Annotated in this window: 11 protein-coding genes; 2 read left to right on the top strand and 9 right to left on the bottom strand. The window is 72.2% G+C overall.

Translation table 11 applies throughout. From position 1 onward, the window contains the following. Positions 1–209: 209 nt before the first annotated feature. The 6 genes from IEZ10_RS25540 to IEZ10_RS25515 all read right to left on the bottom strand — a co-directional run bounded on the left by IEZ10_RS25540 (position 210) and on the right by IEZ10_RS25515 (position 5014). On the bottom strand, positions 210–644 hold the full coding sequence (locus tag IEZ10_RS25540; RefSeq protein ID WP_189249069.1) for a CBS domain-containing protein: 435 nt from the start codon (positions 642–644) through the stop codon (positions 210–212). A gap of 41 nt (positions 645–685) precedes the next feature. Beyond that, a complete protein-coding gene (locus IEZ10_RS25535; RefSeq protein ID WP_189249068.1) occupies positions 686–1366 on the bottom strand; it encodes a class I SAM-dependent methyltransferase in 681 nt (226 codons plus the stop codon). A 169-nt stretch (positions 1367–1535) separates the two neighbouring features. Continuing rightward, positions 1536–2204, bottom strand: a complete 669-nt coding sequence (locus IEZ10_RS25530; RefSeq protein ID WP_189249067.1) for a PadR family transcriptional regulator — start codon at positions 2202–2204, stop codon at positions 1536–1538. Between the two features lie 305 nt (positions 2205–2509). Then, positions 2510–3079, bottom strand: a complete 570-nt coding sequence (locus tag IEZ10_RS25525; protein ID WP_189249066.1) for a snapalysin family zinc-dependent metalloprotease — start codon at positions 3077–3079, stop codon at positions 2510–2512. A gap of 130 nt (positions 3080–3209) precedes the next feature. After that, on the bottom strand, positions 3210–4325 hold the full coding sequence (locus IEZ10_RS25520) for a S1 family peptidase (RefSeq protein WP_189249065.1): 1116 nt from the start codon (positions 4323–4325) through the stop codon (positions 3210–3212). A 119-nt stretch (positions 4326–4444) separates the two neighbouring features. Then, positions 4445–5014: a hemerythrin domain-containing protein gene (locus IEZ10_RS25515; RefSeq protein WP_189249064.1), complete on the bottom strand. Its 570-nt coding sequence runs from the start codon at positions 5012–5014 to the stop codon at positions 4445–4447. A 480-nt stretch (positions 5015–5494) separates the two neighbouring features. On the opposite strand from IEZ10_RS25515, the gene IEZ10_RS25510 reads away from it, so the two are divergent. Further along, the gene (locus IEZ10_RS25510; RefSeq protein ID WP_229811638.1) at positions 5495–6727 is read left to right on the top strand and encodes a PP2C family protein-serine/threonine phosphatase; all 1233 of its coding nucleotides are present in this window, start codon (positions 5495–5497) and stop codon (positions 6725–6727) included. A gap of 76 nt (positions 6728–6803) precedes the next feature. On the opposite strand, the gene IEZ10_RS25505 is transcribed toward IEZ10_RS25510, so the two are convergent. After that, positions 6804–7817, bottom strand: coding sequence for a zinc-dependent alcohol dehydrogenase (locus IEZ10_RS25505; RefSeq protein ID WP_189249063.1), 1014 nt, complete (start codon positions 7815–7817; stop codon positions 6804–6806). 307 nt (positions 7818–8124) lie between these two features. Between IEZ10_RS25505 and IEZ10_RS25500 the strand changes: the two genes are divergently transcribed. After that, complete coding sequence (locus IEZ10_RS25500; RefSeq protein WP_268246371.1) at positions 8125–10011, top strand: S8 family serine peptidase; 1887 nt, start codon at positions 8125–8127, stop codon at positions 10009–10011. 50 nt (positions 10012–10061) lie between these two features. Here IEZ10_RS25500 and IEZ10_RS25495 read toward each other — a convergent pair whose 3' ends face one another. Continuing rightward, positions 10062–12635 carry a M4 family metallopeptidase gene (locus IEZ10_RS25495; RefSeq protein WP_189249062.1) on the bottom strand — a complete coding sequence of 858 codons (2574 nt, stop codon included), beginning with the start codon at positions 12633–12635 and terminating at the stop codon, positions 10062–10064. Between the two features lie 188 nt (positions 12636–12823). After that, complete coding sequence (locus IEZ10_RS25490) at positions 12824–15268, bottom strand: M4 family metallopeptidase (RefSeq protein ID WP_229811637.1); 2445 nt, start codon at positions 15266–15268, stop codon at positions 12824–12826. Positions 15269–15755: the final 487 nt, after the last annotated feature.

Genomic DNA, 15755 nt, shown 5'->3' with positions numbered 1-15755 from the left:
GGCATGTGCGGTCCCTTCCCGCGGGCGCCGGGCCCGCACCACCCGGTCCGCCGTACGTTCGGCCGGGGGCTTTCGGTCGTGCGGTTCTGCGGGGTGTCCGGTTCGTGTGGGGCGCGCGTCGCGGTCCGCGCCCGGTCTCCCCGAAGACGGACCCGCGAGGAGGGACCCCGGCCGGCCGGGGTCCCTCCTGTGTCTGCCGGGCGGCTCCGTCAGGCACGTGCGTAGATGCGGTGGACGAACTCGGCCAGCTTGCTGTCGGGCAGCTCCTTGGCCAGGTCAGCCTCGCTGATCATGCCGATGATGCGATGGTTCTCGATCACCGGCAGCCGCTTGATCTGGTGCTGTTCCATCTTGCTCAGTGCCTCCTCGACGCTGGTGTCGGCGTCCACCCACACCAGGCCGTGGGCCAGTTCGCCGGCCGTGGTCCGTTCGAGGTCCTTGCCCTCGGCGCAGCACTTCACCACGATGTCGCGGTCGGTGAGGATCCCCTTGAGCCGGTCGTCGTCGCCGCAGATCGGCAACGCGCCGACGCCCATGTCGCGCATCATCCGCGCGGCCGTGCGCAGGTTCTCGTGCTCACCGACGCACTTGCAGCCTTGGTGCATCACATCCCGGGCCTTCTTGCCGGTTTCCGCTGTGCTCATCGATGCCCCCCCGAGAGATCAGCCGATGCTTCTAGGGGGATTCATACCCATATGTCGCTTCTGGTCAGCCGGACTTCCAGGTCGATCCCCTCGGCCCGGACGTCGCAGGTCCCGAAGGCGCTCTCGGCCGCGAGGGCCTCGAAACGCTCCCGGGAGTAGGCGCGGTTCCGGAGCCCTCTCAGCGGGACCTTCGTCAGGAAGGCGTTCAGCGGATTGAGCCCCATCCGGGCGACCTCCTCGTCGATGTCGGCGGAGGAGGCGTCCCTGTTCATGTCGTGGATCACCGCCGTCCCGCCGTCGCGCAGGACGCGGTGCATCTGGTCCAGGACCCGGACCGGCCGGCCGAAGTTCTTGAAGGCGGCCTGGCAGACGACGAGGTCGAAGGATCCGTCGGCGAAGGGCGGGTCGGCCGCGTCGCCGTGGTGCACGGCGACGCGCACGCCGGCCCGGCGGGCGTTCCCGGCGGTGATCTCCACGAACGTGCGGCTGAGGTCCAGCGCGGTCACCGCGAACCCGAGCCCGGCCAGCTCGACGGCCAGGTATCCCGGGCCGGGGGCCACCTCCAGCACGGCCGCCCCGGCGGGCAGGTCCTCGGCGAGCCGCGCGGCGTACCGGCGGACCGCGGCGAGCTGGGGGGCCGAGGCGCGCTGGCGGGCGTACCACCGCGCCGCCGCGCCCTCCATCTGCCACGCCTGGGTCTGGGTGAGACGGATTTTCTCCATGGTTCCTCCGGTTTCGGATGGGGGTGTCCGAACCGCTCCCCGGAGAACCCGGCTATCGTTGCCGTTGCCACCTCGTGGCCGGGTTCCGTTCCGCGGACGTCGGTTCGAGGTAGACGGCCCGGCGGCGGTGTTGCACCACCCCGCCGGGCCGCCTCTTCTTCCGGTGCCTCTAGGGCGGGTCTTCCTTTCCGGGACGGCCGGCCCGACCGGCCCCTTCCGCGAGGGCGGCGATCTCCGCCGGCATCCGGCCCGTCTCGTGCCACTCCCGCCACGCCGGGAGGCCCGGGAAGGAACCCGTGACGAGCTCCTCCAGCAGTGAGCGGGTCCAGGCCGCCTCCGCCTCGCGCATGGCCAGGTCGAACTCGGCCTCGACGAGGAAGAGCCGCGGCACTCCGGCGCATCCGGCCAGCGCCTCCCGCTGGTCGCCGATCTCCCGATCCAGCGCGTCGAGCCGCCGCCGCAGCAGGACGGCCACCTCGTCCGGGTGGATCACTCCCATCACCGAAAGCCCTGCCTCGAACCTCGGCGGGTCCCGGTCCGGCTCGGCGAGCAGTTCGCGGGTCCAGTCGGCGTACTCCCGGCGCCCGGCGTCGGTGATGCGGTAGATCGTCCGTTCGGGGTGCGCGCCGTCCCGGACGGTCCCGGTCACGGCGAGGAAGCCGTGCTTCTCCAGGTTGCGCACCACGGTGTAGAGCGAGCCCCACTTGATCTTCATGTCCCGGTCCTTGCCGCGCTCACGCAGCACCGAGGCGATCTCGTAGGGGTGCATCGGCTTGGCGACGACCGCCGAGAGCACGGCCAGGCCGAGCATGTTGCTCACTTTGCGGCGCTTGGTCATGCCGGCCCTCGCTTTCATACTCGTCTGCGAGTATACGCACACGAGTATGAAGACGGCCAGGGATGTCCGCCGGATTCCCGCGTTCCCTATGTCTTCCCCGCTCCCCGCTCCCCGCTCCCCGGCCCGCCGGCCCCGGCACGGCTCGGGACCCGATCCCGTTCCCGGACCCGGCGGCGGTTCCGGGAACGGTGCCGGGGCGGGCATGCGAACGGTGCCGGGGCGGGCACGCGAACGGCCGGCCCGGACGAACGGGTCGTCCGGGCCGGCCGCCGCTTGGAGGGGATGCCGGGTCGCAGCCGGAAGGGTCACCGCAGGGCGGCCTCGGGGCTGTCGACGTAGATCTCACCGAAGCGGATCGCCGGGGCGAAACCGGCGAAGTTCCGGTCCACCTGGGCCTTCTCGGTCGCGTTCGGGTAGGGGTTGGTGCAGCTGGTACCCGCGCTCGCGCCGGACATCAGGTCCGTGCACAGACCGGTGCGCCGGTCCGGCAGGCCCAGGATGTGACCGATCTCGTGGGCGGCGATGCGCAGCGGGTTGTGGCCCTCCGCGGTGGCCTGCCTGCCCATCCAGATGGTCCCCCGGCCCAGGCTGACCGGCTGGGTGCGGGGCCATCCGTAGTCGGCCAGGACGACGAAGTCCGCGGGGGTGCCGGCCACCAGGCGCACGTTGGAAACGCTGGAGTTCCAGATCTGCGCGGCCTGGTCGACCGCCGAGCGGAACTCGGCGGCCCGGCTGGCGTCGTAGCGCAGCACGCGCGCGGCCACCGCCTGCCCGGCGTCCGCCCCGGCCGCCTGCGCGGACGAGGCGGGCGAGGTCGCCACCAGGGCGGCGAGCCCTACCAGGAGGGCGGCGAGGGCGCGGATGATCCTGGACATCTGGGGAGCCTCCTCGGCCGTTGGGGGGTGCCCGTCAGGGCGAGGGAGCCTCGCCCTGACGAGGGAAGACACCGGGTTTGAGCCCCCGAGCCGCGACGCGCAGCGTCGTCATGAGTGTCGAGAAGGGCGGTCAGCCGACCTTGAGGGTCAGGCCGTAGGCGCTGAGGACCTCGTTGACGGGCTGGAAGTAGGTCGTGCCGCCGGAGGAGCAGTTGCCCGAGCCGCCGGAGGTCATGCCCTGGGCCTGGTTGCCCGAGATGAACGAACCGCCGGAGTCGCCGGGCTCGGCGCACACGTTGGTGCGGGTCAGGCCGGTGACCGTGCCCTGGGCGTAGTTCACGGTCGAGTTGTACTGCTGGATCGTGCCGCAGTGCCAGCCGGTGGTGGAGCCGGAGCGGCAGACCGAGGCGCCGATCGCCGCCACGGACGAGCCGCGGACGGTGACCAGGGAGCCGCCGGAGCCGCGCACGTACGGCGTGGGGTTGTGGCCCGGGGTGGAGACGTAGGAGTAGTCGTTGCCGGGGAACGACGAGCCTGCGAAGGTGCCGGACGGGTTGGTGGTGGTGGCGCCGGTCCGGCCGCAGTGGCCCGCGCTGACGAAGCCGGGGCTGCCCGACCGGGTGACGGAGAAGCCGATGCTGCAGCGGCTGGTGCCGTTGATGTAGTACGCGCTGCCGCCGATGAGGTCCATGAACGTCTTGGGCTGCTCGGCGCTGACCTTGACCTGGACCGCGTCCCGGCTCAGGCCGGCCGCGGCGACGAGGGCCTCACCGGCGGCCTGGTCGGCGGCCTGGACCACGACGCTGTTGGTCGGGACGTCGACGTACCACAGGGCCGCCTTGGCCCTGGCGGCCTCGGGGGCCTGGTCGAGCCTGGTCTTGATCGTGTCGAGGTCGGCCAGCGAGCGGCCGACGACGACGGGCTGGGCGCCCTGCGCCTTGATGGTGGGGGCCTGGGCGGCGTCGCTGGTGGCGACGAGGAACTGCGAGGCGTCGGCGTTGAACCACGCCCCCGCGTACTTGGCGCCGAGCGTCTTGGTCAGGTTGGCCTGCACGCCGATGGCGCGGGACTCGTTGGCCAGCCGCTGCACGGCCTGCTCGGCGGTGATGCCCAGGTCGCGCTGGAGGGCGTCCATGGCGGCCGGGGGGAGGGGTGCGGGGGCGGCCTGTGCCGCGGTGGGCGACAGGGCGGCCGCGAGGGCCAGGGCGGCGGTGGCTCCGGTCAGGAGGGTACGTCGACTGAACATCAGCACTCCTTGTGAGGGGTGCTGTCAAAGTATTGGCCGGAGCACCTCGGCGGGATCTGCCAAAAACCCCCTATCGCCGTGTTATGGGGCCCGGCCGGGGTCCGCCGGGCCCGGCCGCCTCATTTTCCGCCGCGCCCGGTGAGGGCGTCGCGCATCCGGTCGACCAGGCCGGTGAGCGGGTTCATGACCTTGTTGGCCGGCGGCCTGTCCGGCGCGGCCGGGTGCGGCCGGGTGGGAGCGATCCTCTTCATCGCCTGGACCTTGTGGCCCAGCTCGGCGAGCCGGGAGGCGGAGGCGTTGCCGCGCAACTGCGGGAAGAGCTCGTTCTCCTCCTCCTGGATGTGCGCGCGGATCTCCCGCATGAGCCGGGCCATCAGGACGACGTGCCGGGGGTCGGCGGGATCGGTCCCCTCCAGCTCCTTCATCGTCCGCTCGGCCTCGGCGTGCTCGGCGATCTCCCGGTCGGCCAGCTCGTCCCCGCCCGGGATCAGCTCGCGCGCGGCCGGGTACAGGTAGGCCTCCTCGGCGACCGAGTGGCGGACCAGCTCGGTGATGACCCGCTCGGTCAGCTCCCCGCGCCGCTCGGCGTCGGCCCCGTCCAGCCGCTCCAGCTCGCCGAACATCTCCTCCACCTCGCGGTGGTCGTGCGTCAGCACGCTGATGACGTCCGTCTCCTGCTCCGTGGTCATCCGGGCTTCCTCTCCATACGATCTCGGCATGGCGCCGCGGCGGCTTCCCCCCCGTCATCGACGAGACCACGGCGGGGCCGGGACGGCCGTGGCGGGCACGGCGGGAGAGGGCAATCTTTTCCTCCCGATACCCGGCCGATGACCGCGCCGCCACCGGGCGCGCCCCGGGGACCGCTTCCGCGGCGGCGCGGTCGCCGGCCGGGCGTCCGGGCCCTCCCGCGCGTCCCGGGGCGGCGCGCTCCACCGCGTCCGCCGTCCCGTCCGCGGGCGGCTCTCCCGTACGCCCCGGAAACGGCATCCCCGATGGGGGAACGGGCCGGGATCTCGGCTATTTTTCCAGGTAGAGGGCAACCTTACATAGCCCGCCGGTTTCGGGGCAGCTTCGCGGCAGGCGTTCCGTTCACCCGCCCACCGGCGGGGCCACGACCTCCCGGAAAGGGGCCGCGGACGCGCGGACCGCCCATGCGAGACGGGAGCCAGATGACCGACACTCCCAGGGACACCGCCCGGATGCTGACCGGCCTGCTGGCCGCCAGCCACCTGACCGCGCTCGAAAGGCTGCCCTCCCTGGTCAACGAGCACGCCGCCCACGCCGGCCTGTTCGACGTACGGATCTACGTCACCGACCTGCAGAAGGACGTTCTGCGCCTGCTGACCGGCCGCGGGCTCGACGCGGCCGGGAACGAGGGTCCCGAGCCGGAGGAGCTGCGCGTCGACACCACCCTCGCCGGCCGGGCCTTCCAGGAGGTGCGGGTCCTGCCGAAGACCGGTGACGACGGCCGCGTGGAGTGGTGGTGGGTGCCGCTGCTGAACGGCACGGAACGCCTCGGCGTCATCCGTATCAGCGCCCGGGTCCCGGACGACCGGGCCCTCTCCGACATCAAGGCCCTCGCGTCGCTGACCGCGCTGATCGTCGAGAGCAAACGAGGCCACAGCGACTCCTACGCCCGGCTCGTGCGCACCCGCCCGATGAACGTCGCGGCCGAGATGCAGTGGAACCTCATGCCGCTGCAGACCTTCGCCAACGAGGACGTCGCGATCAGCGCCGCCCAGGAGCCGGCCTACGAGGTGGGCGGCGACGCCTTCGACTACGCCGTCGCCGGCGACACCGTGCATCTGGCGGTCTTCGACGCCATGGGCCACGACACCGCCGCCGGGATCACCGCCAGCCTCGCGGTCTCCGCCTGCCGCAACAGCCGCCGCCAGGGGACCGATCTGATCAGGACGAGCGAGAACATCGAGCGGGCCCTGGTCGAGCAGTTCGGCCGGGCCCACCGGTTCGCCACCGCGATCCTGGCGCACCTCGACACCGCGACCGGCGAGCTGACCTGGGTCAACCGCGGCCACCACCCGCCGGTGCTGATCAGGGACGGCCGCTGGGTCGGCACCCTGGACTGCCGTCCCGCGCACCCCATGGGCCTCGACCTCGGCCTGCCGGTGACCCTCTGCAAGGAGCAGCTGGAACCCGGCGACCGCCTGCTGTTCTACACCGACGGCATCATCGAGGCCCGCGACCACGAGGGGCGGGAGTTCGGGCTGGAGCGTTTCGTCGACTTCGTCGTCCGTCAGAACTCCGCCGGCCTGCCCATCTCCGAGATCCTGCGCCGCCTCATCCACCAGCTGCTCGAATACCACGAGCACAAACTGCAGGACGACGCCACCGTCCTGTTCGTGGAGTGGCGCGGCTCGGCCCAGCGGGCACTGCGCCTGTGACGCCCTCCGGCCCTCCTCCGATCACCGCCGCGGGTGCCGGCGGGCAGGCCGGTGACCGCCGCGGGCGCCCCGCCGGTCATCGCCGCGGATCGACGTGGATCTTCGGCCCCTGGCCGGCCCCGTCCGGGCGCGAGCCCGCCAGCACGCCGGCCACCTCCTCCAGGCCGACCGTGGCGGCCACCAGCGGGCGCGGGTCCACCTCCCCGCAGGCGTAGTGCTCGATCGTCTCGGCGAGCCCGCCGGAGCCGCTCAGCACCCCCGTCATCGTGACGTCCTTGAGCACCATCGCCCGGGTGTCGATCGTGCTGGGGTCCGACGCCAGGCCGATGCAGACGACCCGCCCGCCTGGCTCCACCAGTTCCAGGGCCCGCGCCGGCAGGCCGGAGGAGGTGGAGGCGTCGATCACCGCGTCGAACGGCAGGGCGGGCAGCCGCTCGGCCGTCCAGGCCCCGTGTGCCCCGAGCGTGCGGGCGAACGCCAGCGACCGCTCCGAGACACCCAGGACATGCACCTCCGCCCCCTGGGCCAGCGCGAACGAGGCCGCCAGCAGCCCGATCGCGCCGGGACCGGCCACCAGCACCCGGTCACCCGGCTCCACCTCCGCCGCCTGTACGGCCCGCAGCGCGTTGCCGCCGGGCTCCACCATGGCGCCGGCCACCGCGTCGACCTCCTCCGGCAGCGGGTGCAGCGCCGTGACCGGCACCACCACCTGCTCGGCCAGGGCGCCCGGCCACCCGCCGCGGATGCCGATCTCGTGGCGGGCGTCGCACACGTGCCGCCGCCCCGCGCGGCAGCGGCGGCACCGGCCGCAGCCGAGCATGGTGTCGCCGGTGACGCGCCTGCCGATCCAGCGCTCGTCCACGCCCTCGCCCACGGCGGCGACGGTCCCGCACCACTCGTGCCCGACGCGCATCGGGTAGCGCGCGTGGCCCTGGTGGAGGTAGGCCATCTCGCCGGTGAAGAACTCGACGTCGGTACCGCACAACCCGGCCCGCTCCACGTCCACGACGACCTGGCCGGCCGCCGGGACCGGCGGCTCGACGTCCAGCACCGAACACCGGCGCGGTTCGGTGATGACGAACGCTCTCACTTCTCACCTTCCGGATGCGGGGACGGCCCGGGAAAGAGGCCGTACGGCCGGCGTGCCGGCCCGAGGCCGCGCTTCCGAACCCATGCGGACAATGGAATTCCATACGTTAGAGGAACATTTCCGAAAAAGGAACATGCTGGTGGTGACATGGCGGCGCGGTTAACGCTCCGGCACGCTTAACGTCCGGACACGGCGCGAAAAGCCGCCGGTCCTTGCCTTGCCGTACCGGGCTGCAATTCCCTGGCCTATGCATCGCCCCGCCGGTGAATTCGCATTGGCGGGAGGAGAACCCGACACGGAGGTATGCGTGAAGCGCGTCATCGTCATCGCCGCCGCCGCCGCCCTCGCCGCGGCCACACTGGCGGCCCAGGCGCAGGCGCGGAGGCCGGACACGGCGCCCGGGAAGGGGCACGGGAACGAGTACGTGGTCCTGTACCGATGGGGCGTGAGCGCCGCCGACGCCCGGCGGGCCGTCCTGGCGGCGGGCGGCGCCGTCGTCAGGGAGAACACCGCCGTCGGCGTCGCCACCGTCACCGCGGCCTCTCCCGGATTCGCCGGGGCGCTCCGGGCCGATCCCCGGATCGAGGGCGTCGCCCGCGACGTGGTCATCGGCCGGGTCCCGCAGCTGACCGGGCCGGGACGGGCCGGGCAGGAGGGCCGCGTCGGGGCCGGCGGGACGGGCGGGCTCCTGTCCGCCGCCGTCTCCGCCGCCCCCCGTGCCGCGTCCGCCCGTGCCGGAGCCGTCCACGCCGGAGCCGCCCGTGCCGCGTCCGCCCGTGGTGCCGGAGAAGCCGGTCCCTGGGAAGCCGGTCCTGGGGAGGCCCGGCGTGCCACGGCCCGGGGGGACGAGCCCGATCTCGCGGATCCCGGCGCGTCCGCCCTCCGGCCCGAGCCGCTGGCCGGCAGGCAGTGGGACATGCGGCAGATCCACGCGACCGTCACCGGCTCCTACCGGCGGTCGCGGGGCACCCACGACGTGCTGGTCGGCGTCCTCGACACCGGCGTGGACGCCACCCACCCCGACATCGCGGCGAACTACAACTTCGAGCTGAGCCGCAACTTCACCGTCGACATGCCGGCCGACGCCAACGGCAAGGAGCTCGACGGCCCGTGTGAGCAGGAGCCGGACAAGTCCTGCACCGACCCGGTCACCGTCGACGAGAACGGCCACGGCACGCACGTGGCGTCCTCGATCGCCTCCCCGATCAACGGTCTGGGCATCGCGGGCGTGGCGCCCGGCGCATCGATCGTCAGCCTGCGGGTCGGCCAGGACAGCGGCTACTTCTTCCTCCAGCCGACGGTGGACGCGCTGACCTACGCCGCCGACAACGGCGTCGACGTGGTCAACATGAGCTACTACGTCGACCCCTGGCTGTTCAACTGCACCGACAACCCCGCCGACACCCCCGAGGAGCGCCAGGAGCAGCGGACGGTCATCACGGCCGTCCAGCGTGCCCTCGACTACGCCCACGACCGGAACGTCACCCTGGTCTCGGCCGTGGGCAACGGCGCCAGCGACTACACCAAGCAGGTCCTCGACACCGCCAGCCCCGACTTCGCCCGGGTGGCCGGGCAGCGGTCCCGCAACCGGCTCATCCCGCCGGGCTGCCTCTCCATGCCGAGCGAGGGGAACCACGTGATCGCGATCTCGGCCACCGGCATCAGCGGGCGCAAGGCGTACTACTCCGACTACGGCGACGGTTACGTCCACCTCGCCGCCCCCGGCGGCGACGTCTACGACACGCCGGGCCGGACCCAGAACATCACCAGGGCGACGCTCGCGGCCTACCCCAGGGCGGTGGCCGAGAAGAAGGGCGAGCTGGCCCCCGACGGCTCGCCCCGCGTCGACGACGTCGTGCGCAGCTGCCGGGGCCGCGTCTGCGGCTACTACGAGTACCTCCAGGGCACATCCATGGCCTCCCCGCGCGCCGCCGGCGTGGCGGCACTGATCGTCAGCCGGTACGGCGTGCCCGACCCGGTGCACGGCGGCAAGACCCTCGCCCCGGACGTCGTGGAGCGGCGGCTCAGGACGACCGCCACCCGGCGGCCCTGCCCCGTCCCGCCCGCCTACACCTACGTCCGGCGGCTGATCGGCGGCGGGGAGATCACCACGACCCAGGTGTGCGAGGGCACGTCGATCCGCAACGGCTTCTTCGGGTACGGCGTCGTCGACGCCCTGCGGGCCGTCGGCTGATCCGGCCGGCCCCGGCCTCACCGAGGAGGCCGGGGCCGTGTCGTACCGGGTCAGGACATGGTGATCCGCACGTCGTCGATCCCGGCCTCGACGAGGCTGTCGGGTGTGTCGTCGGCGGCCTCGACCACGATGCGGACCGTCTGCCCGGCGAAGTCCGACAGGTTCACCGTCGCGGTCTGCCACCGGCCGGGCCGGAGGGTGGCGGCGCCGTACCGCTGGAGCACCACGGTGTCCCGGGTCGGGGAGACCACCCGGACCCGCAGGTAGTCCCTGTTGCCGGAGTTGGCCAGGTGGGCGAAGTACCACGCGAACGTCAGCGTCAGCGTGCCGGGCGGCAGGGCGATCTCCCGGGACCGGATGGTGGTCACGCCGCCGTCGATGTCGCCGGCTCCCGGCCGGTTGCCCGCCAGATGGCCGGTGACCAGGTCGTACTGGCCCGCGGAGGCGGCGAGCTGCAGCGGGACCCGGCCGTAGAAGGTGGGTTGCGGGACGTCACGTTCCCACCGGCCGTCGGTGGCGGTGTCGGTGCCGCTCGGGTTCGCCGTCCAGCCCAGGTCGGTGTCGAAGTCATCGTAGAAGACGAGGTTGCTGCCGCTGTCGACGGTGAGCGTGAAGGTGATCGTCCGGTCGAGGTGGGCCCCGTCGGCGAGGATCTGCGCGCTGTAGGAGCCGTGCGGCGCGCCGGCCGGGACCACGATGCCCAGCTTCGCGGACTCGCCCGAGGACGCCGACTCCGGGCTGAAGGAGACGGCCGTCCCCTCCGGCAGCCCGGAGACCGAGAACTTCATGGTCTGCGGGCTGCCCGCCGTGGTCCGGGTCGTGACCGTCGCGGTGACCTCCTGTCCCGCCTCCACGCCGGCCGACGCCGGGTCGATGGACAGGTCGAAGTCGTTGCCCGACACGCAGCCGGAGGGCTCGCCCGGCGCGGCCGGGACGCCGACGGCGTCCCAGGCGGCCCTGACCGCGTTGAACTCGACGCAGGAGTCGGGGAACAGTTCCAGCGCGGCCTGCAGGGTGGCCCTGCGGACGAGCTGGTGGGTCCAGGTGTCGGTCTTGCGCAGCAGCGCGCTCATGAAGATCTGCCCGGCCTTCCGGATGCCGATGCCGGTGACCCGGCTTCCGTTGCAGGTGGGGCTGACCGGCTGGCCGTCGGTCGGGTTGCTGCCCTCGGCGAGGAGGTAGAACCAGTGGTTCTGCACCCCGGCTCCGGCGTGCGGCTCCAGGGTGAGGACCGAGGGGGAGTAGCAGTCGGGGTTGCCGGTGATCAGCGACGGCTTGTACAGGTAGCGGACCGCGCCGCCGCCCAGCAGGTCGGCTTTCGCGCCGATGGCGTAGTCCGGCACGTCGTAGGGCGGCTGCTCGTTGGCGTAGAACTTCGTCAGCGTGGCCAGGATGTCGCCGGTCGACTCGTTGAGCATCGACTTCTCGTTGCTCCCGGTCGAGCCGCCCGGGGTGGTCTGGAAGACGGAGTGGCCGAACTCGTGGGCCACGATGTCCAGCGACGTGGCCTGGCGCCGGCCGTCCGCCGAACGGCCGAAGTTGGCGTAGTTGCCGGCCCAGTAGGCGTTGACCTCGTTCAGGCCGACCCGGGCCGGGTACCCGCCGCCGGTGCCGTTGAGCCCGTTGCGGCCCAGCCAGGCGCCCAGCATGTCCCACTCCTTGCCGATGGCGTACAGGGCGTCCACGCAGGCGGTCTCCAGGTTGGCGCCCGAACCGTCACCCCAGCTGTTGTCGGAGCTGACGAAGACGGAGCCGTTCTGGCCGCCGCAGCTCACCCCCGAGCGGACGGCGTCGGTCATCGAGTACGTCGTGTTGAGCTGCCTGGTGTTGATGCTGACCGGGCCGTTGTAGTAGCTCGCCCCCAGCCCGAAGAGGAACGGGACGGGTGCGGGGAACCCGGAGATGGGCACGGGCGTCGTGACGGGCGTCGGCGCCGGGGTGGGGCCGGGCGTCGAGACAGGCTTGGGCGCCGGTACGGAGCGGGGGCCCGGCCCGCCCGGATCCTCGGTCCTGACCTCGTCGGACTTCTCCAGCACCTCGCCGGTGCGGGCGTCGACCAGGACGCGCAGCCTGCTGGGCACGTTGGCCTTCCGGCCGGTGACGATCACCCGGTAGGCGAGGATCCCGGGGCCGCGGGCCAGCACCACCAGCTCCGGGCGGGTGGACGCCGTCACCCGCGGCAGCTGGGCCCGGGCGATCCGGGAGGCCCGGGCGCGGGTGAGCCGGGGGACGGTGGAGACGTTCAGCGTCTCGGTCTGGGAGACGGAGGTGCTCAGCACCCCGCCGCTGGCGTTGGTGACCACGACGAAGTCGCCGCCGATGACCGGCAGGCCGTCGTAGGTGCGCTCGTAGGGGACGTAGAAGGTGTTGTTCAGGCCGGCGATGACCTCCTTGTGGTAGAAGTCGTCCTTCTCCGAGGCGTGCAGGGTGTCGGGCCGGGCGTCGATCAGGCGATCGGCGGCCACCAGGGGCTGGTCGTCGGCGGGACGGATGGAGGAGGACCCCGGAGCCGGATCGGTGAAGGCCGGGGCCGGATCGGCGAGGGCCGGGGCCGGCGGCACGGCCGGCGCGGTGGACAGGGCGACCAGAAGGCCGGTGAATACGGGGATGAAAGAACGTCCCATCACGTTTCCTTTTCTCAGGTGACGGTCCGGACAGGGTCGGAGCACGGTCACCGGCCGTCCGCGCCCGCCGTACGGCCGGCTCACGGAAGGCGCCGCCGCGTGGGACGCGGAGCGGGGTGTTTCCGCACCCGGCCCGCTCCGGCCCGGTCCTCGCCCGCGGGAGAGGACCGGGCCGGAACGGAGCCGGTTCAGGATCTGGTGATCCGCACGTTGTCGACGGCGGCCTCGATGAGGCTCGGCGTCGCGTTGTCGGCGGCCTCGAACAGCAGCCGGACGGGCTTGCCGGCGTAGCCGGACAGGTCGATCGTCGCGGCCTGCCAGGCGCCGGGGCGGTCGACCGGGGAGCCGAGCCGCCGGAACACCAGGGTGCTGGACGTCCCGGACTGCACCCGGACCTGGAAGAAGTCGTCGCCGGTGGCGTTGTTCAGGTGGGCGAGATACCAGGAGAACGTCAGCGTCAGCTTCCCGGACGGCAGCGTGATCTCCGGCGAGCGGACGGTGGTCATCCCGCCGTCGACGTCGTAGTCGCCCGCCGAGGCGCCCGCCAGGCGGCCGGTGACCAGGTCGTTCTGGCCCGCGAAGGCGGCGAGCTGCAGTGGGGTCCGGCCGGAGGAGGTGGGCTGCGGGACGCCGCGTTCCCACCGGCCGGCGGTGGCGGTGTCGGTGCCGCTCGGGTTCACCGTCCAGCCCAGGCTGGTCTCGAAGGTGTCGTCGAAGACGATGCCGCCCGCCGCGCCGACCGTCAGGACGAGTGCGGCCGTGCGGTCCAGGCCGGCGCCGTCACCGGTGACGATCACCTTGTGGCTGCCGGAGGCGGTACCCGCGGGAACCGTGATCGTCATGGTGGACGAGCCGCCGGAGGTCACCGACGCCGGGTCGAAGGAGGCGGTCGCTCCCGGCGGCAGGCCGGAGGCCGAGAACTTCACGGTCTGTGCGCTCCCCGAGGTCGTCTGCGTGATCACCGCGACCGTCGCCCGCTGCCCGGGTTGCGCGCTCACCGTCTGCGGGCTGAGCGTCAGAGAGAAGTCGCTGACCCTGTCACCGCTCCCGCCGCCCGTGCAGGTGGTGGGCTCGCCGGAGGCGGCCGGGACGCTGACGCCGTCCCAGGCGGCCCTGACCGCGTTGAACTCGGCGCAGGAGCCGGGGAACAGTTCCAGCGCGGCCTGCAGGGTGGCCTTGCGGACGAGCTGGTGGGTCCAGGTGTCGGTCTTGCGGTTCAGCGCGCTCATGAAGATCTGGCCGGCCTTCTGGATGCCGATGCCGGTCAGTGTGGTGTTGTTGCAGGTCGGGCTGGCCGGCTGGCCGTCGGTCGGGTTGGTGCCCTCGGCGAGGAGGTAGAACCAGTGGTTCTGCACCCCGGCCCCGGCGTGCACCTCCAGGCCGGGCACCGAGGAGGAGTAGCAGTCGGGGTTGCCGGAGATCAGCGATGGCTTGTACATGTAGCGGATCGGGCCGCCCCCGACGAGGTCGACCTTCTCGCCGACGCTGAAGTCGGGCGTGTCGTAGGGCGGCTTCTCGTTGGCGTAGAACTCCGTCAGCGCGCCGTAGATGTCGCCGGTGGACTCGTTGAGCCCGCCCTTCTCGTTGTCGCCGATCGCGCCGCCGGGCGTGTTCTGGAAGATCGCGTGCCCGAACTCGTGGGCGACCACGTCGATCGGCGTCACCTGGCGCCGGCCGTCCTGCGTGTGACCGAAGTTGGCGTACTCGCCGGTCCAGTAGGCGTTGACGTCGTCCAGGCCGACCCGGACCGGGTGGCCGCCGCCGGTGCCGTTGATGCCGTTGCGGCCGAGCCAGGACCTGAGCATGTCCCACTCGGCGCCCACGGCGTACAGGCCGTCCACGCAGGCGGTCTCCAGGCTGGTGCCCGAGCCGTTGCCCCAGGTGTCGGTGGACTTGGTGTAGGCGGAGCCGTTCTGGCCGCCGCACTGGACGCCCGAGCGGGTGGAGTCGGTCATCGAGTACGTCGCGCCCGACTTGGAGGTGCCGATGGCGACCGGGCCGTTGTAGTAGCCCGTCCCGTCGCCGGGTGTGGCCCGGCGCGGCTTCCGGGCGGTGCCGGCGGTCCCGGAGGAGGGCCGTACGGTGTCCTCGGTCTTGACCTCGTCGTCCTTGAAGATGACCTCGCCGGTCTTGGCGTCGACGAAGACGTGCATCTTGCTCGGGATCCTGCTGCTCCGGGTGGAGACGAAGCCCTGGGTCCGGTTCCGGCCGGTCACGACGGTCTCGTAGGCCAGCCGTCCGGAGCCCCGGGCGAGCACCATCAGCCGCGGAGCGGAGACCCGGTGGGGATCGGTGACCTGCCGCCGGGAGATCACCGCGGCCCGGGCCGGGGTGATCTCCGGGGTGGTGTCCAAGGTGAGCGGCTGACGCTGGGCGATGAAGGTGCTCAGCAGGCCGCCGTTGTTGTTGCTGACGACGACGAAGTCGCCGCCGAAGACCGGCAGGCCGTCATGGGTGCGGGTGTAGGGGATGTAGTGGAGGCCCCCCGCGCCCACGAAGTCCTCCTGCCGGTGGAACCGGTCGGCGGGGGCCGTGAAGAGGGGGGGCGGCTGCGACTGGATGAAGCGGTCCGCCGACGTGCGCGGGTCCTCGGGGGAGGGGGCGGGCGGCTGGGCGGGGACGGCGTGTCCCACCGCCGGCGTGACGGGCGTTATCAGGGAAATGCCGGTTATCGCGGTAAATAGCGTGAACTTGATGGAGCGTTTCACGCGCTGCTCCTTTTCCTGGACGTTGCTGCGTTGATCACCTCCCGGTTCTCCTGGACGATGATCACGGGCTCTTCCGGAGGATATCCGTGTCCAGTCGGATTTCCGGGACATGAGGCGGCTTTGGCGCGTTCGTCAACGCCTTCGGGACATTTTCGGGAGGATGACGAAATCGGCGCTATAAAGGATGTGGGAATCGTGGTGGGTTGCACGAAGAAAAGCGCGTGAGGTCGGTTCCGGTAGGAAAAATGCGGTTATCTTCGGTCGCTGGATGCCGGGTGCCGGACATCGGGGGTGTGGGGCCGGAGGCGGTGCCGGGCCGGGGAGCCGCGGAGGCCGGGACGGAGAGAGGGGGCGGCGCAGGCGGACCGGGACGGCCGCGCCGCCGCGGAGATCGTGAAATTTTCTTTTATGA

The sequence above is a fragment of the Streptosporangium pseudovulgare genome, from assembly GCF_014648055.1.
Taxonomy (GTDB): Bacteria; Actinomycetota; Actinomycetes; order Streptosporangiales; family Streptosporangiaceae; genus Streptosporangium; species Streptosporangium pseudovulgare.
This window is presented reverse-complemented; position numbering and strand designations above follow the sequence as displayed.